20 protein-coding genes and 1 riboswitch are annotated in these 25,210 nt (G+C 53.7%); of the genes, 15 read left to right on the plus strand and 5 right to left on the minus strand.

The window, feature by feature from the left end:
- The first annotated feature begins 47 nt into the window (after positions 1–47).
- The 7 genes from hrpB to NSQ80_RS09615 all read left to right on the plus strand — a co-directional run bounded on the left by hrpB (position 48) and on the right by NSQ80_RS09615 (position 9,921).
- Complete coding sequence (hrpB, locus tag NSQ80_RS09585; protein ID WP_339302103.1) at positions 48–2,759, plus strand: ATP-dependent helicase HrpB; 2,712 nt, start codon at positions 48–50, stop codon at positions 2,757–2,759.
- Between the two features lie 639 nt (positions 2,760–3,398).
- Complete coding sequence (locus NSQ80_RS09590) at positions 3,399–5,489, plus strand: glycosyl hydrolase family 18 protein (protein WP_339302104.1); 2,091 nt, start codon at positions 3,399–3,401, stop codon at positions 5,487–5,489.
- A 288-nt stretch (positions 5,490–5,777) separates the two neighbouring features.
- Positions 5,778–6,275 carry a PTS glucose transporter subunit IIA gene (locus tag NSQ80_RS09595; RefSeq protein ID WP_009223135.1) on the plus strand — a complete coding sequence of 166 codons (498 nt, stop codon included), beginning with the start codon at positions 5,778–5,780 and terminating at the stop codon, positions 6,273–6,275.
- A gap of 32 nt (positions 6,276–6,307) precedes the next feature.
- Positions 6,308–7,774 carry an N-acetylglucosamine-specific PTS transporter subunit IIBC gene (gene nagE / locus NSQ80_RS09600; protein ID WP_009223136.1) on the plus strand — a complete coding sequence of 489 codons (1,467 nt, stop codon included), beginning with the start codon at positions 6,308–6,310 and terminating at the stop codon, positions 7,772–7,774.
- Between the two features lie 166 nt (positions 7,775–7,940).
- Positions 7,941–8,804, plus strand: a complete 864-nt coding sequence (locus NSQ80_RS09605) for a histidine kinase (protein WP_260069920.1) — start codon at positions 7,941–7,943, stop codon at positions 8,802–8,804.
- Positions 8,776–9,423: a response regulator transcription factor gene (locus NSQ80_RS09610; protein WP_260069921.1), complete on the plus strand. Its 648-nt coding sequence runs from the start codon at positions 8,776–8,778 to the stop codon at positions 9,421–9,423. The genes NSQ80_RS09605 and NSQ80_RS09610 overlap by 29 nt, the downstream gene beginning before the upstream one ends.
- Before the next feature lie 111 nt (positions 9,424–9,534).
- On the plus strand, positions 9,535–9,921 hold the full coding sequence (locus NSQ80_RS09615; protein ID WP_260069922.1) for a cupredoxin domain-containing protein: 387 nt from the start codon (positions 9,535–9,537) through the stop codon (positions 9,919–9,921).
- A gap of 112 nt (positions 9,922–10,033) precedes the next feature.
- Here NSQ80_RS09615 and NSQ80_RS09620 read toward each other — a convergent pair whose 3' ends face one another.
- Genes NSQ80_RS09620 through NSQ80_RS09635 form a run of 4 tightly spaced genes read right to left on the minus strand, consistent with a single transcriptional unit; the run spans position 10,034 to position 13,219 of the window.
- Complete coding sequence (locus NSQ80_RS09620) at positions 10,034–10,333, minus strand: iron-sulfur cluster assembly protein (protein WP_036643790.1); 300 nt, start codon at positions 10,331–10,333, stop codon at positions 10,034–10,036.
- Between the two features lie 27 nt (positions 10,334–10,360).
- A complete protein-coding gene (locus NSQ80_RS09625; RefSeq protein WP_339302105.1) occupies positions 10,361–11,602 on the minus strand; it encodes a hypothetical protein in 1,242 nt (413 codons plus the stop codon).
- Positions 11,603–11,615: 13 nt separating this feature from the next.
- Positions 11,616–12,176, minus strand: coding sequence for a DUF2249 domain-containing protein (locus NSQ80_RS09630; protein WP_260069924.1), 561 nt, complete (start codon positions 12,174–12,176; stop codon positions 11,616–11,618).
- 44 nt (positions 12,177–12,220) lie between these two features.
- Entirely contained in the window at positions 12,221–13,219 is a 999-nt protein-coding gene (locus NSQ80_RS09635) for a multicopper oxidase domain-containing protein (RefSeq protein ID WP_009223143.1), read from the minus strand.
- 219 nt (positions 13,220–13,438) lie between these two features.
- Positions 13,439–13,637, plus strand: a riboswitch (cobalamin riboswitch).
- A gap of 142 nt (positions 13,638–13,779) precedes the next feature.
- Here NSQ80_RS09635 and metE point away from each other — a divergent pair.
- The 3 genes from metE (at position 13,780) to NSQ80_RS09650 (ending at position 18,003) form a co-directional block, all read left to right on the plus strand.
- Complete coding sequence (metE, locus tag NSQ80_RS09640) at positions 13,780–16,086, plus strand: 5-methyltetrahydropteroyltriglutamate--homocysteine S-methyltransferase (RefSeq protein ID WP_339302106.1); 2,307 nt, start codon at positions 13,780–13,782, stop codon at positions 16,084–16,086.
- Positions 16,087–16,226: 140 nt separating this feature from the next.
- Positions 16,227–16,853, plus strand: a complete 627-nt coding sequence (locus NSQ80_RS09645) for an FMN-dependent NADH-azoreductase (protein WP_009223145.1) — start codon at positions 16,227–16,229, stop codon at positions 16,851–16,853.
- A gap of 436 nt (positions 16,854–17,289) precedes the next feature.
- Positions 17,290–18,003 carry an MgtC/SapB family protein gene (locus NSQ80_RS09650; protein WP_009223146.1) on the plus strand — a complete coding sequence of 238 codons (714 nt, stop codon included), beginning with the start codon at positions 17,290–17,292 and terminating at the stop codon, positions 18,001–18,003.
- A gap of 93 nt (positions 18,004–18,096) precedes the next feature.
- Here the strand turns inward: NSQ80_RS09650 and NSQ80_RS09655 are convergent, their stop codons facing one another.
- Positions 18,097–19,461: an ISNCY family transposase gene (locus NSQ80_RS09655; RefSeq protein WP_019007868.1), complete on the minus strand. Its 1,365-nt coding sequence runs from the start codon at positions 19,459–19,461 to the stop codon at positions 18,097–18,099.
- Between the two features lie 286 nt (positions 19,462–19,747).
- Between NSQ80_RS09655 and NSQ80_RS09660 the strand changes: the two genes are divergently transcribed.
- The 5 genes from NSQ80_RS09660 to NSQ80_RS09680 all read left to right on the plus strand — a co-directional run bounded on the left by NSQ80_RS09660 (position 19,748) and on the right by NSQ80_RS09680 (position 25,205).
- Entirely contained in the window at positions 19,748–21,580 is a 1,833-nt protein-coding gene (locus NSQ80_RS09660) for an ABC transporter ATP-binding protein (protein ID WP_339302107.1), read from the plus strand.
- Complete coding sequence (locus NSQ80_RS09665) at positions 21,573–22,253, plus strand: response regulator transcription factor (RefSeq protein WP_009223148.1); 681 nt, start codon at positions 21,573–21,575, stop codon at positions 22,251–22,253. Before NSQ80_RS09660 ends, NSQ80_RS09665 begins: the two co-directional genes overlap by 8 nt.
- 26 nt (positions 22,254–22,279) lie before the next feature.
- On the plus strand, positions 22,280–23,314 hold the full coding sequence (locus NSQ80_RS09670; protein WP_232282199.1) for a HAMP domain-containing sensor histidine kinase: 1,035 nt from the start codon (positions 22,280–22,282) through the stop codon (positions 23,312–23,314).
- Between the two features lie 105 nt (positions 23,315–23,419).
- On the plus strand, positions 23,420–24,124 hold the full coding sequence (locus NSQ80_RS09675; RefSeq protein WP_009223150.1) for a response regulator transcription factor: 705 nt from the start codon (positions 23,420–23,422) through the stop codon (positions 24,122–24,124).
- Positions 24,114–25,205, plus strand: coding sequence for a HAMP domain-containing sensor histidine kinase (locus NSQ80_RS09680; RefSeq protein WP_009223151.1), 1,092 nt, complete (start codon positions 24,114–24,116; stop codon positions 25,203–25,205). Before NSQ80_RS09675 ends, NSQ80_RS09680 begins: the two co-directional genes overlap by 11 nt.
- Positions 25,206–25,210: the final 5 nt, after the last annotated feature.

Consider the following 25,210-nt stretch of genomic DNA (forward strand, 5'->3'; position numbering starts at 1 on the left):
ACCGTATGGTAAAATGTTTTCATAGTGTAACCCGTAAGGAGAGAATCATGACAAAGTTTCCTTTGCCTATTGATGAAGTAATCCCTGAGCTGCAAAAAGCGCTTGACCAAACGGGAACCGCCGTGCTGCTGGCGGAGCCCGGGGCGGGCAAAACGACGCGTGCTCCGCTGTCGCTCCTTAGCGAACCATGGCTTAGGGGACAGCGGATTTTGCTGCTGGAGCCGCGCCGGTTAGCGGCTCGGGCTGCCGCTGTATATATGGCGTCCCAGCTAGGTGAAGCGGTTGGTGAGACGGTGGGCTACCGCATGCGAGGCGACAGCCGGGTGTCGGCCAAAACGCGGATTACAGTCGTCACCGAAGGGATTTTAACGCGAATGCTGCAGCAGGACCCGGCCTTGCTCGGGACGGGTCTGGTCATCTTCGACGAATTTCATGAGCGCAGCCTGCATGCTGACCTTGGCTTGGCCTTGGCTTGGCAAAGCCGCCAGCTGCTCCGCGACGACCTGCGGCTGCTCGTCATGTCGGCGACGCTGGACGCCCGGCCGATCGCGGAGATGCTGGACGGCGCACCGGTTGTGCAAAGCCGGGGACGCATGTTCCCGGTGGAGACGGTATATGCGCCGGGAGCTCCAAACGAGCCGCTGGAACGCAAGGTGGACCGTGCGGTTCGCCGGGCCCTTGTGGAGCATGACGGCAGCGTGCTCGTGTTCCTGCCGGGAGCGCGGGAAATCCGCCGTACCGAGTCGCTGCTGGCGGAGGGCGGGCTGCCGGCGGGTGTAATGTTGGCGCCGCTGTACGGCGCGATGCCGCAAGCGGAGCAGCGGCGGGCGATTGAGCCCGCGCCGGCGGGACAGCGCAAGGTCGTGCTGGCGACGTCGATCGCCGAGTCGAGCCTGACCGTGGACGGCGTGACCGTGGTGATCGACAGCGGCCTCCGCCGCACGTCGCTGTTCTCGCCGCGCACCGGCATGAGCCGGCTCGTGACGGTGCGGGCGGCCCGCGACTCCGCCGACCAGCGGCGGGGCCGCGCCGGGCGAACGGCGCCCGGCGTGTGCTACCGCCTCTGGAGCGAGGCGGAGGACCGCCTGCTTCCCGCGCGGACGGCGCCGGAGATGCTCGAGGCGGACCTCGCGCCGCTCGCGCTGGAGCTGGCGGCGTGGGGCGCCGCCGCGCCAGACGAGCTGGCGTGGCTCGACGCGCCGCCGCCGGCGCCGTACGCGCAGGCGGTCCAGCTGCTGCGCCAGCTGGACGCCTTGGACGCGGCCGGGCGCATCACCGCCCACGGCCGCCGCATGGCCGCGCTCGGGCTGCACCCGCGCCTCGCGCACATGCTCCTGCGGGCGCGCGAGCTGGGGCTCGGCGCGCCGGCATGCGCGCTGGCCGCGCTGCTCGAAGAGCGCGACCTGCTGCGTGGGCCAGCCGGCCGCGACGCGGATTTGCGCGGCCGGCTGGCGCTGGTGCTGGCCGCGTCCGGACGCGCGGCCGGGGCCCCGGGCTCCCGGGGCAGGGGCGCCGCCGCAGCACAGGAGCCCGGGCCCGACGGGCTGCGGCGCATCGCTGCGCTCGCCCGCCAGTGGGAGCAGCGGCTCGCTGAGCTGGAGCCGCTTGCTGAGGCTGTGCCGCCCGGCGCGCCCGATGTGTCCGCCGAGCTCGGCGAGTGGGTCGTCCCGGATGCCGGAGACGACCCCGATTTCGAGCCGCCGGACGGCGAAGCAGCGGCCGGTGCCGAGCTGGCCGATCCAACGCCGCCGACAGCTCCCGTGCCGGCAGCCTCCGTTCCAACGGATCTGGACCGCTGCTGCGGCTTGCTGGTCTCCTTCGCTTATCCGGATCGGATCGCGTTCCGCCGCCCGGATGGGCGGTATTTGATGCGGAACGGGCGGGGGGCGCAGTTGCTCCACAAGGATTCCTTAGGCCAATCCGCGTTCCTGGCGATTGCCGAGGTTGACGACGAAGGAGCAGAAGGACGTATTTTGCTGGCGGCCCCGCTGGAGGAAGAGGACGTGTACCGCCATCATGCGGAGGGGATTACCGAGGAGCGAAGCGCGGAATGGGATGACGCTTCGGGAACGGTGCGGGCGAGAATCCGCCGGACGTTTGGCGCGATCGTTCTGCGGGAGCAGCCGGACCCGTCGCCGAGTCCAGAGCAGATCACACAAGCCTTGCTCGAGGCCGTTGCCGCCAAAGGCGTCGCCATCTTGCCGTGGACGGAGAAGGCGCGGAAGCTGCAGGAGCGGCTGATGTTTTTGCACCGCCTAAATCCTGACTGGCCGGATGTATCGGATGAGACGCTAGCCGCAACCGCCGAGGAATGGCTGGCACCGTATTTGTCCGGCGTGCGTAAGCGGGCGGATCTGCAGGCGCTGTCCTTATACAACATACTGGAGGGCCTTCTGACTTGGCCGCAGCAGCAGGAGTTAAACGCCGAAGCGCCAACGCACCTGCTTGTCCCCAGCGGCTCCAAAATTCAAATTCATTACGACGGCCCCCAAGCCCCTTATGCGGCAGTACGCTTGCAGGAAGTGTTTGGCATGATGGAAACGCCGCGGATCGGGTTTGGACGGGTTCCAATTACGCTGCATTTGCTGTCGCCCGCCAGCCGGCCGGTTCAGGTCACGTCGGACCTGCGCAGCTTTTGGCAACACACTTATTTTGAGGTCAAAAAAGACCTGAAAGGCCGTTACCCGAAGCATTACTGGCCGGACGATCCGCTTCAGGCCACCGCGACCCGAAAAGTAAGGCCGGATGGACAACGTTAGTTTAGTTTGGAAGTAAACGGACGGCTAGATCCGGACTTGCACGTGATTGTATGCGAAAAATCGAATACATTCAGCGGACAGGGGGCCATTTTTGCCAGTTATATATGAAATTTCATATAGATTCGGGCTGCGGGGAGCCGAAAGCCACATTTTTATATGAAAAATCATATAGATTTCCCAATTTCAACGTTTTGCCACAAAATGTGTATGAAAAATCGAATATATCGACCGAACCAGCGAGCATATATCATTCTTAAGACGCGGCGATCTTCTCAGATCGTCGCGTTTTTATTGCGCTTTATAGCCGATGTTCGATTAAATAATAGAAATTTATCCTTTTATCACCAAATCTATTATGATTTAATAGTTTTGTAAACACTTCAGAGAAATCCTATAGGCGCCGGGATTGGCTTTGAGGGCTTACAAGGAATGAAATGAGATCTGAATTTGCGGAGGTGATCGGCTGCGGCTGACAGAGGACAAGCGAGGAGTCCATCGGTTAGTTCCATAAGGAAAGGAGATTTGCTGACGAGCACGGAAGATTTGTGACGTTGGTCCGTTTTGTGGATCTTACAGCCAGAGTTCTTGCTGCTAGCTTTATTCCAATTCAATTTCGATTGAAAGAGAGGGATTTAAGTGATGCAATCGATAAGAACCCGAAGCTTCGCCAAGAAGTGGAAGCTGTTTACTCTGACCTGTCTGGCTTTATCTCTGCTGCTGCCGGGCGGCCTGCTCCAACCGAAAGCCGCTGAGGCTGCCGATCCTTACAAAATCGTTGCCTATTACCCATCCTGGGGGGCTTATGACCGCAATTTTAATGTCTATGATATCGATGCATCCAAAATCACCCATATCAATTATGCCTTCGCCGATATCGCCTGGGACGGCCGTCACGGCAATCCGGATCCGGCCGGGCCGAACCCTGTGACCTGGCCGACGCAGGACGAGAAGGGCCAAACGATTAACGTGCCCAACGGCACGATCGTCTTGGGCGATCCTTGGATCGATACCGGCAAGCTATTTCCCGGCGACACCTGGGATCAACCGTACGCAGGCAATATTCATCAGCTAAATAAACTTAAACAGGCGAATCCGCACTTGAAGACGATTATATCGGTGGGCGGGTGGACCTGGTCCAACCGATTCAGCGATGTGGCTGCCAGCCAAGTCACGCGCGAAACGTTCGCCAACTCGGCCGTTGACTTCCTGCGGAAGTTCAATTTCGACGGCATCGATTTGGACTGGGAGTATCCGGTTGCCGGTGGATTGCCCGGGAATAGCTATCGTCCGGAGGATAAGCAGAACTATACGAAGCTGCTCCAGGAGATCCGGAATAAGCTGGATGCAGCCGGAACGGTGGATGGCAAAAGATATTTGCTGACGATCGCTTCCGGAGCTTCGCCTTCCTTCGTTAGCAATACGGAGCTCGGCAATATCGCATCCATCGTCGACTGGATTAATATTATGACTTATGATTTTAACGGCGGATGGCAGCAAATTACGGCTCACAATGCACCGCTGTACTACGATCCGGCCGCAGGCAACGCCGGCGTGCCCAGCGCCTCGGTCTTTAATGCCGACGCCGCAGTGCAAGGCCACTTAAATGCCGGTGTTCCCGCCAATAAATTGGTGCTTGGCATTCCATTCTACGGTCGCGGTTGGGATGGCGTAAACAACGCCGGCAACGGGCAATACCAAAGCGCCAGCGGAGCGTCTTCCGTCGGAACTTGGGAGGCTGGTTCTTTTGATTACTACGACCTGGAAGCGAATTATATCAATAAGAACGGGTATAGCCGCTATTGGAACGATACGGCCAAGGTGCCGTACCTGTATAATCCTTCGGTACGGCGGTTTATCTCTTATGACGATCCACAATCCATCGGCTTCAAAACCGATTATATCAAGAGCCGTGGTCTTGCCGGCGCCATGTTCTGGGAACTGAGCGGTGACCGCAACAAAACGCTGCTCACCAAGCTGAACAACGATCTGAGCGGAGGCGTAACGCCGCCGGGAGATACGGTGGCTCCGTCTACGCCTACCGGTGTAAAGGTCACCTCCAAAACGGCGAACTCTGTCACGTTAACCTGGCAGCCTTCTTCTGATAATGTCGGCGTTGTTGGATACAACGTCTTCCGGAACGGAACGCAAGCGGCCAGCGTAACCGGGACGACGGCGACGATCAGCGGTCTTGCCCCCGCAACGACGTATACTTTTACGGTGGTTGCACGGGATGCTGCGGGCAATGTCTCACCGGCCAGCGCTCCGCTGACGGTCACGACCGAGCCTGGAACCGACCCGGGCGACACAATCGCTCCCACCCCGCCGGGCAACGTTACGGTGACGGCCAAAACCTCGACCAGCGTCAGCCTGAGCTGGAGCGCATCGGCCGATAATGTCGGCGTGACTGGATATGAGGTATACAACGGTAGTCAACTCGTTGCGACGGTGACGGGGACAACGGCTACGATTAACGGACTTTCGCCATCTACTTCCTATACGTTTACCGTGAAAGCGAAAGACGCCGCCGGTAATCTCTCGCCTGCAAGCAATGCGGTGACGGTCACCACAGATTCGGCAGGGACGGGGGCGACAGCTTGGGCACCTTATACGTCGTATACTGTGAATCAGCTCGTAACGTATAACGGTGTAACCTATAAAGTAATTCAAGCCCACACGTCGCTGCCTGGCTGGGAACCGGATAAGGTACCCGCGTTATTTCAGGCTCTATAAGGATAAAAATTTAAATAATTAACATCTTGTGTGCGCTTTCATTTTTCTATTGACGCTAGCGAGAGCTTGAATTATTATAGTCACATAACCGACCGACAATTGAATGACTTTTGGCGTGTTACCATTGATTCAGAATGGGCATGAGCCAAGGAAAGCAGACCTAGATAAACAATAGGCTTCTTTTCTTGGCTCTTTTTTTCGCCTGTATCTCCCAATATCCGAGAGTAGGGCATATTGATTTCTTAAAGATGCCAGAATATAGGTAATCAGATTTAGGAGGAGAGCCATATGTTTTCAAAATGGAGAAAGAAAAATACGGAGAGTAAAGTGCTGGAGATCCTCTCGCCGCTAACCGGGGAGGCTGTACCGTTAGCTCAAGTTCCAGATGAAGCGTTCGCAGGGGGCCATATGGGTCCGGGGATCGCTGTTGAACCCAGCGAAGGACGTCTGGTTGCGCCGTTTGACGGCAAAGTCGTTCATGTCATCAAAAGTAACCATGCCGTGATGATGGAGCATTCGTCCGGATTGCAGTTTCTATTTCATCTCGGAATCAATACCGTGTCGCTCAAAGGCGAGGGCTTTACTGCCCATGTCTCCGTGGGGGACAAAGTCAAAGCAGGTCAGCTGCTAATCGAATTTGATCTGGCAGCCATTCGCGAAGCTGGTTATCCGGTGATTTCGCCAATTATAGTAACAAACGCCGGAGAAGTGACGAGCAGCGTAGAACCCATCACCGGTCCTGTGACGGCAGGCAGCAGCGTCATTTTAAAGGCGGTTTTACAATAAAATACAAGAAGTAAGGAAAGGATGGTTTGTGCATGCTAGCTTTTCTCCAGAAAATCGGTAAGTCATTGATGCTTCCGGTTGCAACACTGCCTGCAGCGGCGATTCTGCTCAGGTTCGGCAGCATCGACTACATCAAGGATTTTCACCTGGGGGATGGAGTTGGGGGATTTCTCAACACGTATATCGCACCGTTTCTAGCAGCGGGCGGAGGAACGATCTTTGACAATCTTCCGCTGATCTTCGCTGTTGGCGTTGCGATCGGTTTGGCCGGAGATGCGGTAGCCGCATTGTCTGCAGTCATCGGTCATTTGATTTTGCTGAACGTGCTTGGTAGAGTACCCGGCATTTTTCCAGGACTCATGCAATCCGCCGATACCAAATTGGATATGGGGGTTCTTGGTGGTATTATCGTGGGTTGTATTTCCGCCTATTTGTACAAACGGTACCATGATATCAAACTGCCGGATTGGTTAGGCTTCTTCGGTGGCAAACGGTTTGTTCCGATGGTCACTGCGATAACGATGGTTGTTGTAGGTTTGATCTTCGGCTTGATTTGGGGACCAATACAAGCTGCCTTGGATGTCTTTGGCGATTGGGTAACCAGCTTGGGCGGCATTGGTTCGGCAATTCATATCGTTGCCAACCGCTTGCTGATTCCGTTTGGTCTTCACCATATCATCAACTCGATCGTATGGTTCCAAATTGGAGATTTTACGAATGCTGCAGGGGACGTTATTCATGGCGACTTGTACCGCTTCTTCGCTGGCGACAAGACCGCAGGTATGTTCATGACCGGTTTCTTCCCGATCATGATGTTTGGTCTTCCGGCTGCAGCCTTTGCGATTATTCATACGGCTAGACCGGAAAGACGCAAAATGGTTAGCTCCATTTTCTTAGGGGCGGCATTGGCATCGTTCCTGACGGGGATTACAGAACCGTTGGAATTTGCCTTCATGTTTGTTGCTCCAGTGCTTTATGCGGTTCACGCAGTACTGTCGGGGATTGCGGCTTATGTCACTTACGCGCTTGGTATGAAGCTTGGTTTCGGCTTCTCGGCCGGTTTCATCGATTATGCAATCAACTATCAAATCTCGACCAAGCCGTTGCTGCTCATCCCAGTTGGTCTAGTTACGGCGGTTGTGTACTATGTCATCTTCCGCTTCATGATTGTCAAGTTGAATTTGAAAACACCAGGTCGTGAAGATGCTGAGGATATCGCAGAAGTGGTAGAGGAAGGGGCTTCAGGAACAGGGAAGTCTGCCGCCGACAACCGTTCGGCCAAAATCCTGGCCAGCATCGGCGGACCGGAAAATATTGAGTCCGTGGATGCGTGCATTACCCGCCTTCGCCTCGTCGTCAAGGACGATAAACAGGTGAACGATGCCGCATTGAAGCAGTTGGGCGCATCGGGCGTCATGAGACTCGGCAAAGGCGCAGTCCAAGTCGTGTTCGGACCGCAATCCGAAGCGATCAAGGATGACATCAAAAAGATGCTGTAAGGTAACGCACGTATTGCATCGCAGGGCGGAATGGCAGTTCCGCCTTGCTTTTTTATTTTACGGCTTTATCTAACGAAAGGATTCAATTTTTTTGTCTAACGCTTGCCAGCCCAATCTCGGGTTATGTAAAGTTAAGTCGAAGGAAAACGGCTTAAGGGGTTAGACGATGTCCTATAAATTTACGAAATGGTTGATCCTGATTGTTCCAACACTGGTGGTCGGGGTGTGGGAGGTGGTACGCCACCAATTTCTCATGCCGTTTGTGTCGATGGAGCTAGGGAATGTGTTGACGCCGGTCATTTTGTTTGCGGTGAGTATTACATTGCAATATCGCTGGTTTTCGAACTTGGAACGCATGCAGGAGGAATTGCAGCGGGAGCGGGCGCTGAAGGCCCGTTTGGAGCAGCGGGAGCAGCTGGCTCGTGAGCTGCATGATGGGATCGCGCAATCTTTGTTCCTTCTCTCCGTCAAGGTGGACCGGGCAGAACGGCAGCAGCAGGCGGCAGGTAGTTCGTATGATTGGAACGGGCTGCGCAAATCGATCCATGAAGTGAACCGGTATGTGCGGGAGGCGATTTCCGACCTGCGGATTCCGCCAGACTCTCGGGAAGGCGAAGCGGATGAAGCCTCCATGTCGGCAATCGTCCGTCGAATCGCTGTTGAACAGCAGCTCACTTTGCATTTGGACTGGCAGCTGGAGGAAGCGGGCTGGCCGGCGAAGGCGAAGATGGAGCTGGTGTCCTGCCTGCGGGAAGCGGTGATTAACGCAGCCAAGCATGCGGGCGTACAAGCCATCGAGATCTCGGCATCGGGAGATGCGCAGGATTTCACCGTCACGATCACAGATCACGGGTGCGGCTTCGCGCAAGAGGATCAAGCCAGACCGGGCCGCTACGGCCTGCAGATCATGCGAGAGCGGACGAACGAGATGGGCTGGGAGCTGACGGTTGCGTCCCAGCCAGGAGAGACGACGATTCAAATTCGGGGAGGCGGCGGTTCAGATGAAGGTTCGCGTGTTGGTCGTGGATGATCATCCTCATGCCCGGGAAGCGATCGGGGAGATATTAGCCGAGGATGATTCCTTTGAAATCGTGGCTTACGCGGAAAATGGCGACGAGGCCATTGCCCAGACGGAGCGGTGGATGCCGGATTTGATCTTGATGGATATCCGCATGCCGGGCAAGGACGGCTTGGAAACGACCCGCGAGATCAAGCTGCGCTACCCTTATGTGAAGATCGTGCTCATTACGGTATCGGATGACGCCGCTCATCTGTTTGAAGCGCTGAAGCAAGGCGCCCAGGGATACCTGCTCAAAAACTTGGAGCCCGGAACTTGGTTGGAATATTTAAGGGCGATCGCCAGCGATGAAGCGCCATTATCCAGTGAGCTGGCTTTGCGGATTTTGCAGGAGTTTCCGGTGAACAGGCGGACAAGCGGTGAACAACCTCCGCTAACTGCCCGCGAACGGGAGATCCTTGGCTGGGTTGCGCAGGGCATGACCAATCGGGAGATTGCCGGGGTGTTGCACATTTCCGATCAGACGGTAAAAAACCATCTTAAAAACATTTTGCAAAAGCTGCATTTGGAAAACCGGGTACAACTCACGCGTTATGCGCTGGAGCAAGGGTGGATCGACCCGCGAGGGTGATTTCAATGGCTGCAGGGACAAATGTCGAAGTTGTGACGGAAATCACAAAGCGTGAAGCCTTCCCGTTCTAAACTGAGAGTAGCTCTTAGTTCAAGAAGGGGAGAGAAGCTGATGAATCAACGTTTGGGTGCTGTTGCCTGTTTGCTCGCGGCCGGGATGCTTCTGCTATCGGCATGTGCCGACGCCCCAGGGCGCTATATTGGCGAATCTGAGCCGGCGGCGGAAACAACAGGACCGGTGAAGTCGTTTACCGTTCATGCCAGCTCATCGGGATACGACTTGACGGAAATCAAGGTCAAACGGGGCAATACGGTGCAGATTACGCTCAAAAATACGCAGGGGATGCATTCGTTGAAAATCAAAGGATACAACAAAGAAGTCCGCGGAGGCAAAACGATTACGTTTACGGCTGACCAAGCCGGAACCTTTGAGTACTCCTGCAACATCTCCTGCGGCAAGAACCACAAGGAAATGAAAGGCATCTTGATCGTAAAATAAAAAGCTGACGGCTCATCCAGCAGATGAAGTCGCCAGCTTTTTTTGATAAGGAGAGCTGTATTTCTGCATGCGTGTGGCATCCCTTACGTGATTATCCCGTTGCATCACAACCTCAAAAATACCCCAACTGCTCCTTGGCTGCCTCCGACATCTGCTCCGGCGACCAGCGCGGCTCCCAGACGACGTCGATGACCGGGTTTTGGATTCCAAGTTGATCGTTAAGAACCCAACGAACACCGCCAACAATCGTATCATGCATCGGGCAGCCCGGCGTTGTTAAAGTCATCTGAATGTAGACATGATCATCTTCTTCCCGAATGTCGTATACCAGCCCTAGATCAACGATATTTACGCCCAGCTCGGGATCATAAACCTCACGCAGGCATTCACGGATTTGTTCAATTTTATTCATGGCCACTAACCTCCATTTGCATTGTCGTTAATGAGCAAACACCATTGCGATCAAAGCGATATAAGCCACCGAAACGATGGATAATACGGCGCCTCCGATGGCAATAACGATCGATGATCCGGTCACGATGCCGATGAGGACGGTCAAATTCGCGCAGAGAATCAAGGTCAACCCGAGATTCACTTTCCGTTCGTCCAGCAGGTCGGCCAGTACCGGCGTTCCCGGGCGTCCGGCTTGCTTGCCGTATTTGTAGGTCCACCACAGGAACGGTACGATTTTGGACACGTATCCAAGCACCGTGAACGACACCCAGTAGCTTAAGTAAACAAAGCCGGCTGTAAGAACAGTTTGAGTTTCCAGCAGTTGCCCTGGTGACACCAGTGCCCGAACCGCAAACATGACCGCAAAGGCGGCAAAGATTTGGCTTCCGGTGACTGTCCATTCAATGCCTGCCCCCGGGCTGCGTTTATGCCGTTTGCTGCGGATTTGCAACAGATGAACGTTATAACAAAGGACGGCAACAACAATCAGGTGCAGCGCGGCAATTTTGAAGCCTGTTGGCAAACCAAACAGAAAGGAAGTCGCGCCTAGCAGAACCCCTGCGTTCCATACCCCTAAGACGACATATTCCAGCCGGGTTGGATAGTTATGGGACAAATAAAACATCGGCAACAGCTTGTAGCTGAACCCGGTGATCAACAGACCAAACCAGCCTAGCGTCCCCAGCCAGATATGCGTACCAAATAGGTTTTCGTGCAAATCGTTGTAAAGACCGGTCGCAAAATTGATCCCCATCGCCATCCCGGATAACCCGGTGAGCAGCAGGTAAAACACCGCGCAGGCAGTGCTAATGGTGATCGCGTTCCACGTTTCGGCCCGCAGCAATGTGGCGGCCAGGTTCCAAACGAACAGGACAACTCCAGAGAATGCGAGTGTGGCAAAGCCGCCAATCCAATACGTGTCGCCTTGAATGAAGCCAAATAGCAGACCAAACAGACCAATCGTAAAAAGTGTATAATGCACATACCCGAGACGTTCGCTGTAGATCTTCGACTGCAAAATAACGTTGATCAGCTGGTAGACGGCACCCATCGCCAGCATGGTTGCCCAGCCCAGCACAAACAGGTGCACCTGGAACCAGCCGGCCGGGCCGCGGATATCATCGCCGATCCAGCCTGTGAGTGACATCAGGGAGGTGGCGTGAAACAGGACGAATCCGAAGATTCCGGTGACGATAAAGAGAAAGGGCAGGCGGGACATGGCCGGCATCAGGTTCACCTCCTTAAGGTTTGCGAATTTGGACTTTGGCCGTCCCATCCGGTTGTTCTTCCACCGTATAGGTGCAGCCCAAGCTGTTTAATTCCTCGATAAGAAATACCGGTACCCGGTCGTTGTGAATATGCACCTCATCACCTGATTTGCAGCGATCCAAGGCTGCCAGCGTTCGAACCATCGGTTGCGGCGGTTCCAGACCACGGTTGTCCAGCGTGATGATGTTAGGGCTGGCGGCAGATTCGCCGGATCCACCCGTTGATGCCGGAGCAATCTCTGCGGTTGCTTCAACTGGTACGGATTCGTTTTCCTCTTCGAGCCATGCCTTGTTTTTCTTATGGACAAATGTCGTGATCCAATGCTCTTTGTCTAGCATCACCGCTTTGCCGACGAGTCCCTTCATTTTCAGAAGCTTGAGCAAAGGGGTCGGCTTGAAGGGGGCGTGAAGCACGAAGAGATCGTCTTTTTCCAGCTTTTTGACAGTATCCATGATGAGCTGGAACGGCTCCAGTTTGTTCCGTAGTTGCTCTCGAACGTCCAGCTCTACAATTCTGGCGTCTTGTCGATTCATCCAACGTCACCTCGTTTATGAATTTGCGTGAAAATGGTATTTCATTAATGGCTCATCACCGGTTCTCCATGATCTGTCCCGTCCTGGCTTACGCGCAGGATCGCCGTAGCTCCGAGGTTAGCATCACCCAGCTGATGGGTCAAAATCAGATAATCGCCTTCTTCCATGACGGTAAACTCAACGACTGCGCCGCCGCCGGCCGGAAGCAACACCGTTTGCATGCCGTACAGCTGATTGCTTGGATTCCCGTCCAGATAGACGCGATCAAAGGTCGTCCCAACCACATGGAACGAAGAAACATGATTTGGTCCCGCATTGATGACGTACAGCCGAACCTTGTCGCCGACTTTGGCGAGCAAGGGGTGTTCTTTTAACGTAAAATCATCGCCGTTGAACACAACATACTCCGGATCACCTTGTTGAAAAGCATCCAAATCATTTGCCGCATACCACTCGCTTTGGACGATCGTATATTCTCGGTCGATATCCGAGTCCGTAGGGTATCCGTCCTTCGGTTCAACGATGATCATCCCATACATCCCATTGGCTACATGCAGCAGTACCGGACTTGCTCCGCAATGGTACATGAACACGCCTGGCGTGTTGGCGGGATAAGTAAACGTGCCGTGCTCGTTAGGCATCACTTCAACGAACTTCTCGCTTGGAGCGGCATGGACCGCATGGAAATCCATCGAATGCGGCATATCTGGATCTAGGTTTTTTAAGGTAAACTCCAGCTGATCGCCTTGCTTCACGCGCAACACCGGCCCGGGGGCGGTACCGTTAAGTGTCCAGGCGGGATAAGTGACGCCTTCGGAAATCTCGATATCCGCTTGCTGCGCGGTCATTTCAATGCGGACGGTATGGCCTTCCCGTTGAATGATTGGCTCAACTGGCGGTGGATGGAGATGCTGTTCTTCCTCTTGCAGGACGGTATCACTGACCTGGGGTGTCTCCGATGGGAACGCAAACCATGCTGCGGCAATCATGACCAGACAGCACAAACTAAGCAATAGATGCTTCGGGATGTTCCGCGATTTCATCGGTCATTCCTCTTTCTATCTGAAATGGTTAAGCAATAACTCCTTGATGTACCTTCATCGTACGATGGGTCCGAAGACCGCATTGTGATATGTATCACATGAAAGTTGTCGAAAATGTTGTCATTTGATTCCCATTCTCATTGCATAAATAAGTTAATTCCGATCTGTTTGATATTGTATTCGCGGGGCAGATGAAGTAAGATGGTAGGTATATTCCAACCGAATATAGCGGAAATAGGTGTTCCGGCCAGGATTGGCCGGAGCTTAAAAGGGAAGTCCGGTGCAATGCCGGCGCGGTCCCGCCACTGTAACGGAGGAGTCGGATGTGTGAGATGCCACTGGTGATGTAATCATTGGGAAGGTCACATCCGGCGATGATGCCGAAGCCAGGAGACCTGCCTATTTCGACAGCACTGCTGTACCTACGGGAGATAGGGAGGTGTTAAAGTTGCAAGCCATCGAACAACGGATCGAAGGTCCTCTTTAGCCATGCTATCGAGGACCTTTTTTGTGCTTTACGGATTGGCGCGTTTTGAACTTACCAATGGGAGGCAATGAATATGGGGGACTTTGTTAGCGGAAATCTGGGGTATCCCAGAATCGGAGGACAACGGGAATGGAAGAAGCAGATCGAGGCTTATTGGGCAGGAAAAATCACGGAGCCGGAGCTCCATGCTCGATTAAAAGAGATTCGATTGAACAACCTGCGTCTGCAGCGGGATCGGGGACTTGATGTCATCCCGGTGGGCGATTTTACGTATTACGATCACGTCCTTGATACAGCGACGATGTTTGGCCTAGTACCGGAGCGCTTCGTATGGAACGGTGACCAAGTATCGCTTGATCTGTATTACGCCATCGCAAGAGGCGACGACCAAGCGACCGCCAGTGAGATGACCAAATGGTTTAATACGAACTACCATTATATCGTGCCTGAGCTTGGGAACCGAGATCCCAAGTTGACCGTCAATCGGCCGCTGGCGGCTTATCTGGAAGCGAAACAGGAGCTCGGGATCAACGGAAGGCCTGTACTGCTTGGGCTGTTTACTTTGCTGAAGCTGTCCAAGGGGGAAACGGCGGGGGAAGTCGAGACTTGGACCCGCAAGCTGCTGCCGCTATACGTACAGGTGCTGCGCGAGCTGAAGGCGGCGGGCGCAGATTGGGTGCAAATCGACGAACCGGCTATCGTTGTCTCTTTAAGTGAGGAGGACGTACACCGGCTTCGCTTGATCTACCAGGCGATCGCGCAGGAGGTTCCGGGACTGCGGCTGATGCTGCAAACCTACTTTGATGCGGTTGAACGATACGAAGATCTGATTGAACTGCCGGTGCACGGCTTGGGGTTGGATTTCGTACACGGCCGGGACGGTAACCTGGAAGCGCTCCGGCGTTACGGCTTTCCCGCTGGCAAGACGATAGGAGCGGGACTGATTGACGGGCGGAACATTTGGCGTACGGATTTAGATGAGGCGCTTAGCCTGGTGAAGACGATTTCGCTCCAGTCCGGAGCGCCGGATGTGATCGTGCAGCCTTCCTGCAGCTTGCTGCATGTCCCGGTATCTGCTGCAGGGGAGGAGCGGCTTAATCCGGTATTGCGCGATGCGTTGGCCTTTGCCGAGCAGAAGCTGGAGGAGTTGGTGAGCTTAAGCAGGGCGGCAAATGGGGAAGAACCAGAGCCGGTGCAGTTCGCCGAGAATCGTCGCGCCTTGGCTGTACTTGCCGCAGATCCGGCCCGCAGCCTTGCTTCGGTGCGGGAAGAAGCAGCGCAGACTGCAGCGGCTCCGGCCGAGCGCGCCAGCGATTTCGCCGATCGGCGGCGGAAGCAGCAGGCAAAGTGGCAGTTGCCGTTCCTGCCTACAACCACGATCGGCAGTTTCCCGCAAACCGCCGAGGTTCGGGCCGCCCGGCAGAAATGGCGTAAAGGCGAGTGGAGCCCAGAGAAGTACGAGGCGTTCATTCTAGCGGAAATCCGCAAATGGGTTGAGCTCCAGGAGGAGATCGGGCTCGACGTATTGGTGCACGGTGAATTCGAGCGCACCGATATGGTGGAATTTTTCGGAGAGAAGCTTCCGGGATTTGCGTTTACGCAAGGAGGCTGGGTACAGTCCTACGGCACGCGCTGCGTAAAACCGCCGATCATTTATGGAGACGTCGAATTTGCGAAGCCAATGACCGTTAAGGAAACGGCCTATGCCCAGAGCTTGACGAACAAACCGGTGAAAGGGATGTTAACGGGACCGATCACCATCCTAAACTGGTCCTTTGTTCGCAGCGACCTGTCCCGGGAGCAGGTGGCTTATCAAATTGCTCTGGCTCTGCGAAGGGAAGTCGAGGCGTTGGAGGAAGCGGGGATCGAGATGATCCAAGTGGACGAGCCTGCGCTGCGCGAAGGGCTGCCGCTCAAGCAGAAGGACTGGGCGAACTATTTGAAGTGGGCGGTGAAGGCGTTCCGCGTGACGACCTCATCGGTCCGGGATACGACGCAGATTCATACGCATATGTGCTACTGCGAATTTGACGATATCTTGGAGGAGATCCGTGCGCTGGATGCCGATGTGATCTCGATCGAAACGTCGCGCAGCCACGGCGAGCTGATCCAGAGTTTTGAGAAGCATACGTATCCGCTTGGAATCGGGCTGGGGGTTTACGACATTCATAGCCCGCGCGTCCCGTCTGCGGAGGAGATGGTACGGTTAATCGAGCGGGCGCTCCAAGTTTTGGACCCGGAACTTTTCTGGGTGAACCCTGATTGCGGCTTGAAAACGAGAGGACAACACGAAACGGTCGCAGCGCTGCGGCAAATGACGGCGGCAGCAGAGCAGGTTCGCAGCAAATTTGGACGTGGAACGCAGGCAACACGGCAGTGAAGGAAGTTTGATTTTTTTGAATCTGTAATTGACAAAGTGGTAGTTAGCCTTTATCATTACCATTGTTAAATCAGTTACAAGATAATATAGAGTAACTAGAAAAAAGAAAGTAAAGATAAAGAGTTGGAGGGAAACCACAGATGTCTAAAGTTTTATTTGTCAAAGCCAATAATCGCCCAGCAGAGCAATCTGCTACTGTAAAGTTGTATGAAAGCTTCCTGCAAACTTACAAAGAAACTCATCCTAATGATGAAATCACCGAGTTGAACCTGTTCGAGTTGAACCTGCCTTATTATGATTTGGATATGCTAAACGGGCTGTTCAAAGTCAATAATGGGATCCCGACAACGCCAGAAGAGCAAAAAGCTGCTGACTTGGCCAATGGTTATCTGGAGCAATTTTTGAATGCGGATAAAGTCGTATTTGCGTTCCCGTTGTGGAACTTCACGATTCCGGCACAGCTGTTGACCTACCTGTTCTACTTGAACCAAGCTGGTAAAACGTTTAAGTACACCGAGCAAGGTCCGGTTGGCCTGGTCGGCGGCAAGAAAGTAGCGTTGCTGCAAGCGCGCGGCGGCGTTTATTCCGAAGGTCCAATGAGTGCGCTGGAAATGTCTCTGAACTATGTAAAGAACACCTTGGCCTTCTGGGGCATTAACGATCCGGAAGCCGTTGTGGTCGAGGGGCATAATCAATTCCAAGACCGCGCCGAAGAAATTATTCAAGATGGCGTAAAACGCGCTGCCGAGCTGGCTGCAAGATTCTAATTTATCTGATATGCAATTTCAGAAGCCTGAGCCGTTTAAATACGGTTCAGGCTTTTTTCTTCTTGACCAACGAAGCAGGGAAAAAATAAAATGAGTCTAACAGAAAATCTAACAATATTAGAAAATTATCCCTCTAACTATCAAGCCATACGCTGCATGATTTTCAGAAAGTGGATTGTAAGATTCATCTACTGAACCAGGGGAGGTTCACTTTTGAGGGATCATATGATCAATTTGTGCACTCTCATTCTGAAGCGAACCCTGACGATATCTTTTCTGAACTTGTGAAGTAGTAAGTCCAAGAAACTCTTGCTGACAGGGGCAGATCCATCCGTTAGCCGGGTCTCTTTTTTATCTTCTGGGCGGGTATGTTCGATTTGCACCAAAGTGCCGAATACAATTATACTCACCTTATATACTTGAAGGAGTTGCGATCATGAACAACGAAATGGAAATGGTTGTAAAGCTTGGCCTAGCTCTATTGTTCGGGTTATTTATCGGTATCGACCGGCAATTAAAGCAGAAACCGCTGGGAATCAAGACGAGTATGGTTATTTGTATTGCCAGCTGCTTGGTTACGATCGTGTCGATCGAGGCGTTTGCCAAATTCGCCGGACCGGATCATCCGAACATGGATCCGATGCGGCTAGCTGCGCAAATCGTCAGCGGGATCGGTTTCCTGGGGGCAGGGGCGATACTTCGCCGAAGCAATGAGGGGATCTCCGGCCTTACCTCTGCGGCGATGATCTGGGCAGCGTCCGGGATTGGGATCGCAATCGGAACCGGGTTTTATCTGGCTGCTGCATTAACGGTGGTTCTGTTGATCATTTCCGTGAATGTCGTACCCTATATCATTAAATGGATTGGACCCTATAAGCTGAATCAGCGCGATGTCTCCATCAAAATCGTCATGGAGGATCACGGCAACGTAACCGAACTGATTCGTATCATCGAATGCAGCGGTGATCCAGAACAAGGAACGAAAGTGAACAAGCACCGGATTCGGCGGCTGAAAATCAAAGACTTGGAGGAAGGACGCCAGCGGATCGATATGGTGATTACCGCATCGGAGAAGGAGTATACGACGGAGCTGTACCATTTTCTCCGGAAGATTAACCATGTCATCAGCGTGGAAGTGGAGAATCTCTAGTTAGTTGCTCCTGAAAAAGTCGATTTTCAAAAATAGTTTCGGGTTGCTGGCTGGGTTGTGAGGGGGAACTTTCCCTAATGATCGGTTTCCATGTTAGTTTTGGAGCATTTTTGCCGCTCTTTGCAGGTTGTGGGTCAGAATCCCGAAGCCGACCCAGCATTTTGAGCCGACAAAGCCCCGATACCTGCTGCGGTTCAAACCGTACTTCCGCTTGAGAAGACTAATCTTCGCTTCTCCAGCTGCACGGTAACGCTGCAAGTCTTTGAACCATAATTCGTTTTCGTACTCGGATCGGGCAATGCCTTTTTTGCCCTTTCGCGGCAAGCTAGCTCGCTTCACACCAAGTTCGGTAATGGCCGTTTCGTTCTTCTTGCTTGAGAAACCGCGGTCGGTCGCTACAGCTTGCGGCGCTTTGCCGAATTGCTTGATATGCGCCTGTACAGCGGGAACGAGCAGTTCATCATCCGAGGGGTTCCCCTCGTAGACAGCGTAGCCGGTCACAAAGCCGCTTTCCGTCTCGTCGATTCGCACCTTGTAGCCGAACTCAGTTCCTTTGGCCAGCTTACCTTTCTTAATCGGTCTTGCTTCCGGGTCAAAGAAACTGACGATCCGATCTGCGATGATTCGATTGCCGGAAACGACCTGTTTGGCTTGTTCCAACAACTTGCCGGTTAGCGTGACCGCCTCGGTCAGTTTGGTTTTACTTTGTCGAAGAGCAGCTTTGCCCTTGTCTTGCAGTTTCTCGATAACGGCTTGCGCCTTGTTCACAACGTTCTCGGCTACTTCGATTACGCTCCCAGTGATCCGGTCAACTTCTTCCCAAGATTCACGGGTGCGGCGACGTAGAACTTTCGCGATGGACAGAATCTTTTCCTTGATTTCTGCCGTACGATCTTCAAAGCCTTGAACAGTGTGGGAGGCGACTTTCCGGATTTTCTGAATCGTTCGAGTGATGACTTTTACGCCATCTTGCAACAGCGTAGCGTCTGTCGGGTGATGGATGTCGGATTCCACAACCGTCGTATCCGTGCGCAATTTGCGGGTTTTCAGAACGGCTTTTTCCTCACACTGCTTTACGAGTGCGGCATTGATGTCTTCGACGATCTTGTCGCCGTAGCGTTTGCGGGCATAGATGAGCGTAGACGGGTCGGGCATCGGTTCGTCGATGGCAAACCGGCAGAACATTCGCCATGTGATGCTGTCACCGACTTCCTTCACGAGTGACTCGTAGCCCAAATTGTATTTATGCTTCAGGACCATAAGACGGATGTACTTTTCAATTGCAAGCGTAGGACGGCCGCTTTTCTTGCCTTTCGGGTGCAACTCAGTAAACGGTTGAAGAAAACGGTCGTCGTCCAGTAATTGATCTATGATTGCAAGCTCGACCGGCAACTTTCTAACAGATTCCGGGAGAATGGCATCCCAGATGGTCAATTGCTCGTCTCGAAGTTTCAACATTTTCTTCACCTCTTGGAAGGATTCCCGAGGGCTTCTGTTGAACTCCTATAGCAAAGGAATTCTTCCCTCGGGGTGTGGAACTTTGTTATCTCGTCAATAACAATTTCCATTTTGAGGTGCTGAATTCCTTTTAATTATGCTCAAAACACCCTGACTTTTTCAGGGGAAACTAGTTAAGGTTTTATTTTGTTTAACTTCAGTTTAAATTCCGAATGTAGTCTTTTTCCTAGAGCCGGTATTTCCGGCTCGTCTTGTTTCAGATAGAGATGGAAGGGAAGAGAAACACATGCCAAGGAATAACTTCAATTTTAAAGATACCGATCGTCAAGTGAGCACAAGTGGTGGAAGCTCAAAGGCGTTTTTCCGCCTGCTGCGGGAAACGAAGCCGCCGCTGCCGCTGTTTGCCGTCGCGATCGTCCTCAGCTTGCTGTCAACGTTGGTCAGCCTCGTGATTCCGATGTTCACGAAGAATCTTGTTGACGGCTTTTCGTTGTCTTCCATCAGCGGTTCGCAGATCGTGTGGATCGGCGCCGCATTTGTCGGGATGTCCGTCGCTTCGGGACTATCGATCTTCCTGCTGAATTATACCGGTCAGCGCATGGTTGCTGGCCTGCGGGATCGTTTATGGAAGAAGCTGCTCCGCTTGCCGGTATCTTACTTCGACAACAATCGGACCGGGGAGTCGGTCAGCCGAATGACCAATGACACCGGGATCATCAAAACGTTGATCTCCGAACAGGTCTCCGGCTTTATCAGCGGAATCATCTCGATTCTGGGTGCGGTGGCCGTTCTATTTTACTTGAACTGGAAAATGACCCTGGTGATGTTCGCGGTGATCCCGCTTGCCGCTTTGATTCTTGTACCGCTGGGCCGGACGATGTATAAAATTTCGCTGGCCATGCAGGACGAGACCGCATCTTTTACAGCGGCCTTAAGCCAGGTGTTGTCCGAAATCCGCCTGGTCAAAGCATCGAACGCGGAGCGGAAGGAATATGAAAGCGGCAGCCAAGCGATTGGCAGACTGCTCTCCTTCGGCGTGCGGGAGGGCAAAGTCATGGCATGGATTAGCCCGTTTATGGCCTTTGTCATGATGATGCTGCTCGTCGTGGTAATTGGCTACGGCGGGATGCAGGTGGCGGGCGGCGGGTTGTCCGCCGGGGAACTGGTGGCGTTTATTCTGTACCTCGTTCAGATCGTCATGCCGATGACGCAGTTGACGACGTTTTTCACCCAACTTCAGAAAGCCAAAGGCGCTACGGAACGGATTCTCCAAACGCTGGATGCCGAGGAGGAGCCTTTTGGCCAAGGTCAGGAGATTACGAAGGCGGATCAGCCGTTAATCGTGGACGGGGTTACCTTCGGGTACAAACCGGACGAGCCGGTGTTGCAGGACGTTTCCTTTACGATGGAGCCGGGGACGGTAACGGCGGTCGTTGGCCCAAGCGGCGGCGGCAAAACGACGTTATTTTCCTTGCTGGAGCGGTTTTACGTGCCGCAGCAGGGCAGTATCCGACTGGGAGATGACCCCATCGATTCGTTTTCGCTTCGCTCCTGGCGTGGGATGATTGGGTACGTCTCGCAGGAAAGCCCGATTATCGCCGGAACCATCCGTGAGAATCTGTGCTACGGCATCGAGCGCGAAGTCAGCGAAGCGGAGCTGCAGCGGGCGGCGGAGATGGCTTATGCTGACGGCTTTATCGCCGAACTGCCGAACGGGTTCGATACCGATGTCGGCGAGCGCGGGGTTAAGCTGTCCGGCGGGCAGCGGCAGCGGATCGCGATTGCACGGGCCCTGTTGCGCGATCCGAAAATCCTCATGCTGGACGAAGCGACCTCGAGCCTGGACAGCCGCTCGGAAATCGTCGTCCAGAAGGCGCTAAATAACCTCATGAAAGGCCGGACGACGATTGTCATCGCCCACCGTCTCTCCACCGTCATTGGGGCGGATCAGCTGATTTTTATCGAAAAAGGGAAGGTTACGGGCCGAGGCACACATGAGCAGCTCTTGCGTCAGCACGCCATGTATCGCGAGTTCGCCTCGCAGCAGCTGCAAATCGCCGCAAGCCGAGAAGAGTCGGAACCGCGCGAAAACGAGGAGGAAGAGATGCAACATGGCTAAAATTCTCGTAGTTGACGACGATCAGCATATCCGCGAGCTGGTTCGCCTGTTCCTGGAGGAAGCGGGCATCGATCAGGTGATGGAAGCCGAGAATGGACGCAAGGCGCTCGCTCTGGTGGAATCGGAGAAGGTCGACATGGTGATTTTGGACATCATGATGCCGGAGATGGACGGCTGGGACCTCTGCCGTGAGCTGCGCCGATACTATGATATGCCGCTGCTCATGCTGACGGCGAAGGGGGAGACTCGGCAGGTGGTTAAGGGCTTCGAGCTGGGCACGGATGATTATCTCGTCAAACCGTTCGAACCGGCCGAGCTCGTCGCACGGGTGAAGGCGCTGCTCAAGCGCTATCAGGTGTCGATCTCCCAAACCGTGACGATTGGCGCGCTGCGAATGAACCGCAAAACATTTGAAGTTGAAAGCGGCGAAAGCAGCATTACGCTGCCGCTTAAGGAGTTCGAGCTGCTGTTCAAGCTTGGCAGTTATGCAGGGCGAACCCTCACCCGGGAGCAGCTTATTGAGGAAATCTGGGGATACGATTTTGAAGGAAATGAACGCACGCTAGATGTGCATATTAATCGATTGCGCGAACGGTTTCCCGAGGAAACGTTTGGATTTAAGATTCGTACGATCCGCGGTCTCGGGTATCGTTTGGAGGTGTGTGAACGTTGACCTTCTGGAGGAGAGCAGGAGAGATATTGCTCCGAATCGGCCAGATCCTCGTCATCCTCGCCTGTTTTGGTACGACTTGGTCTTTGGCGCGCTGGGTAACCGCAGCGGTTTACCGAAAATGGGAGCCTCCTTTTTCTGCTTATGTCATCGATCTGCTGAATGTCATTTTCGGAGTCATCTTATTCTTCTTGGTCGTGCTTCTGATCTCCGCGATGTTCCGGCCCCGTCAACTGAGAAGCCTGAACATCGTGATCGACGCGATTCGCCGGATCTCCCAAGGGGATTTCTCGGTTCGGATCGTCGGATTCGAACGGATGCGAGAGTTTGAAACCATCGTTAACAGCATTAACGAAATGGCCGGAGCTTTGGGACAAATGGAAACGATGCGACAAGACTTCATCTCCAACGTGTCGCACGAAATCCAATCGCCGCTGACCTCGATCCGCGGCTTTGCCAGAGCTTTGCGCAGACCGGACTTATCTCCAGAGAAACGGAACCATTACCTGGAGATCATCGAATCGGAAAGCCGCCGTTTGGCGCAGATGAGCGACAATTTGTTGAAGCTCTCCGCTCTGGAGACGGACCGTGCCTCGCTGCAAACGAACCGGTTTCGGCTTGATCGCCAACTGCAAAACGTAGTATTGGCTTGTGAACCTCAGTGGCTCGCCAAGAACATTCAAATACAGATGGAAGTTTCAGCGTTGGAGGTGGAGGGCGCCGAGGATCTGCTTAGCCAGGTCTGGATGAATCTGCTTCATAACAGTATCAAGTTTACGCCGGAAGGCGGGGAAATTCGAGTTTCCCTCACGTCTGAAGGGGAACGGGCGGTTGTGACGGTGGCAGACAACGGGATCGGTATGTTCGAGCAGGATTTGGTTCATATTTTTGAACGCTTTTATAAAGCGGACAAATCCCGCACGCGCAGCGATGGGGGCAGCGGGCTGGGACTGTCGATCGTCAAAAAAATCGTGGACATCCATCAAGGTGAGATTACGGTGACTTCCGAGCCTGGCAAGGGCTCAAGCTTTAACGTGTTCATCCCTTTCCGCTGGAAACCATAATCGGTGGAAATTGTAACCTTTTATTTGGATTTGGAGGCAAGAGACATGGTATGATGGTATTGTGTGCTCGTGTCTAACCAGCTCAAATAAAGGATGATTGGATGAATGAGTAAACGTATTTTAATTGTCGATGATGACGAAAAAATCGCAAAACTGATCGAAATATATCTGATGAATGAAGGCTATCATGTCCTGAAGGCGGAGGACGGCTTGCGGGCGCTGGAGATCACCGAGCAGGATGAGGTTGATTTGGTGATCCTTGACGTGATGCTCCCCGGGCTCGACGGAATATCTGTCTGTATGAAGATCCGTGAATCGAAGACCACGCCGATCTTAATGCTTAGCGCCAAGGACGGCGATATGGACAAGATTACCGGGCTGATGACCGGAGCGGACGATTACATGGTGAAGCCGTTTAATCCGCTGGAGCTCGTCGCCCGCGTCAAATCGCTGCTTCGCCGCTCCTCCTATACAGCACAGCCGCCAAGCTCAACGCAGTCATCGCAGGATCATATCATCAAGATCGCCTCGCTGGCGATCGACAAAGAAACGCACACGGCGACCGTAGACGGCAACCCGCTGAAGCTGACGCCTATCGAATTTGGCATTTTGCATTTGTTAGCCAGCCATCCCGGGCGGGTGTTTGGTTCTGAAGAGATCTTCGAGCTGATCTGGAAGGACAAATATTTGGACAGCAGCAATTCTGTAACCGTGCATATCAGCCGCCTCCGTGATAAGCTGGAGAAGGAAATGGATGGGGAGAAGCTGATTCGTACCGTATGGGGGGTCGGCTACAAACTTGAAAGCTAGCCTGCGTTTTGTTGCCTGGTTGTTCTGGACCGTCGTCACTTCACTCATTTCGCTGTTTCTGCTTATTTTGCTGGCGCGGTTGTTTTTCCTCACCTTCCCGAGTATGACGGTGTACAATGTGGTGATGTGGATTAACCGAAATATCGGTTTCCCGGAAGCGTATTATTTAACCGGCGTGCCGATTCTTATGCTGTTTTCGTTATATTTTTACCGCCGCAGCCTCCGCCGTCAAGAGAAGCGATACTTGGAGCAGCTGATCGAAGAGGTCCATAAAATCGAAGCCGGCTCCGTACGGAAAATCCCTGTGCAGAACGTCGGGCAGCTTGGACAGCTCGCGACCGATATCAACCGGATGATCGATCGGTTGGTCACATCCATCGAGGACGAGCGACGGGCGGAGCAGACGAAAAATGAGCTGATCACCAACGTATCCCATGATTTGCGCACCCCGCTTACCTCGATTACCGGTTATTTGGGACTGATCGAAGAGGACCGTTACCGCGATGAGGTTGAGCTGCGTTATTATGTCAGCATGGCCTACGAGGAGTCGCTTCGATTAAAGCAGCTGCTGCAGGATTTGTTCGAATATACGCGTATGCAGAATAAGGAGATGAAGCTGGAGTTCAGGCGGATTAATCTGGCGGAGATGCTCCATCAAATGGCTGCCCATTTCGGCTGGCAGTTGCAGGAGAACGGCATGGAATGCCGGCTGTACCTGCATGGGCCGCTGTACGTTCAGGCGGATGGGGACAAGCTTCGCAGAGTCTACGAGAACCTGATGACCAATGCGATCCGGTATGGCCACGATGGCAAGTATTTGGATATTCGCGGCTGGCAGGAAGGCGATGAAATCATCACAGAGGTTGTGAATTACGGCGATCCGATCCCGACCGTCGACTTGCCGCATCTGTTTGACCGGTTCTACCGTGTGGAGAAGTCGCGCGCTTCCCAGACGGGGGGCTCCGGCATTGGCCTCGCGATCGCCAAGCATATCGTCGATTTGCATCATGGCACAATCTCAGCGGACAGCAACGAGTATCGTACCGCGTTTACGGTGCGGTTACGCCGGGACGGTGCATGAACTAT

The organism is Paenibacillus sp. FSL K6-2441, from assembly GCF_037964765.1.
Taxonomy (GTDB): Bacteria; Bacillota; Bacilli; order Paenibacillales; family Paenibacillaceae; genus Fontibacillus; species Fontibacillus phoenicis.

Bases quoted from the DNA above. Each gene is read 5' to 3' on its own strand.
- NSQ80_RS09660 (WP_339302107.1), top strand. From the start codon at position 19,748: ATGCCAAGGAATAACTTCAATTTTAAAGATACCGATCGTCAAGTGAGC.
- NSQ80_RS09620 (WP_036643790.1), bottom strand. From the start codon at position 10,333: ATGAATAAAATTGAACAAATCCGTGAATGCCTGCGTGAGGTTTATGAT.
- NSQ80_RS09645 (WP_009223145.1), top strand. From the start codon at position 16,227: ATGTCTAAAGTTTTATTTGTCAAAGCCAATAATCGCCCAGCAGAGCAA.
- NSQ80_RS09655 (WP_019007868.1), bottom strand. From the start codon at position 19,461: ATGTTGAAACTTCGAGACGAGCAATTGACCATCTGGGATGCCATTCTC.
- NSQ80_RS09650 (WP_009223146.1), top strand. From the start codon at position 17,290: ATGAACAACGAAATGGAAATGGTTGTAAAGCTTGGCCTAGCTCTATTG.
- NSQ80_RS09635 (WP_009223143.1), bottom strand. From the start codon at position 13,219: ATGAAATCGCGGAACATCCCGAAGCATCTATTGCTTAGTTTGTGCTGT.
- nagE (WP_009223136.1), top strand. From the start codon at position 6,308: ATGCTAGCTTTTCTCCAGAAAATCGGTAAGTCATTGATGCTTCCGGTT.
- NSQ80_RS09630 (WP_260069924.1), bottom strand. From the start codon at position 12,176: ATGAATCGACAAGACGCCAGAATTGTAGAGCTGGACGTTCGAGAGCAA.
- NSQ80_RS09605 (WP_260069920.1), top strand. From the start codon at position 7,941: ATGTCCTATAAATTTACGAAATGGTTGATCCTGATTGTTCCAACACTG.
- NSQ80_RS09615 (WP_260069922.1), top strand. From the start codon at position 9,535: ATGAATCAACGTTTGGGTGCTGTTGCCTGTTTGCTCGCGGCCGGGATG.
- hrpB (WP_339302103.1), top strand. From the start codon at position 48: ATGACAAAGTTTCCTTTGCCTATTGATGAAGTAATCCCTGAGCTGCAA.
- NSQ80_RS09595 (WP_009223135.1), top strand. From the start codon at position 5,778: ATGTTTTCAAAATGGAGAAAGAAAAATACGGAGAGTAAAGTGCTGGAG.
- NSQ80_RS09590 (WP_339302104.1), top strand. From the start codon at position 3,399: ATGCAATCGATAAGAACCCGAAGCTTCGCCAAGAAGTGGAAGCTGTTT.
- NSQ80_RS09625 (WP_339302105.1), bottom strand. From the start codon at position 11,602: ATGCCGGCCATGTCCCGCCTGCCCTTTCTCTTTATCGTCACCGGAATC.
- metE (WP_339302106.1), top strand. From the start codon at position 13,780: ATGGGGGACTTTGTTAGCGGAAATCTGGGGTATCCCAGAATCGGAGGA.
- NSQ80_RS09665 (WP_009223148.1), top strand. From the start codon at position 21,573: ATGGCTAAAATTCTCGTAGTTGACGACGATCAGCATATCCGCGAGCTG.
- NSQ80_RS09610 (WP_260069921.1), top strand. From the start codon at position 8,776: ATGAAGGTTCGCGTGTTGGTCGTGGATGATCATCCTCATGCCCGGGAA.
- NSQ80_RS09675 (WP_009223150.1), top strand. From the start codon at position 23,420: ATGAGTAAACGTATTTTAATTGTCGATGATGACGAAAAAATCGCAAAA.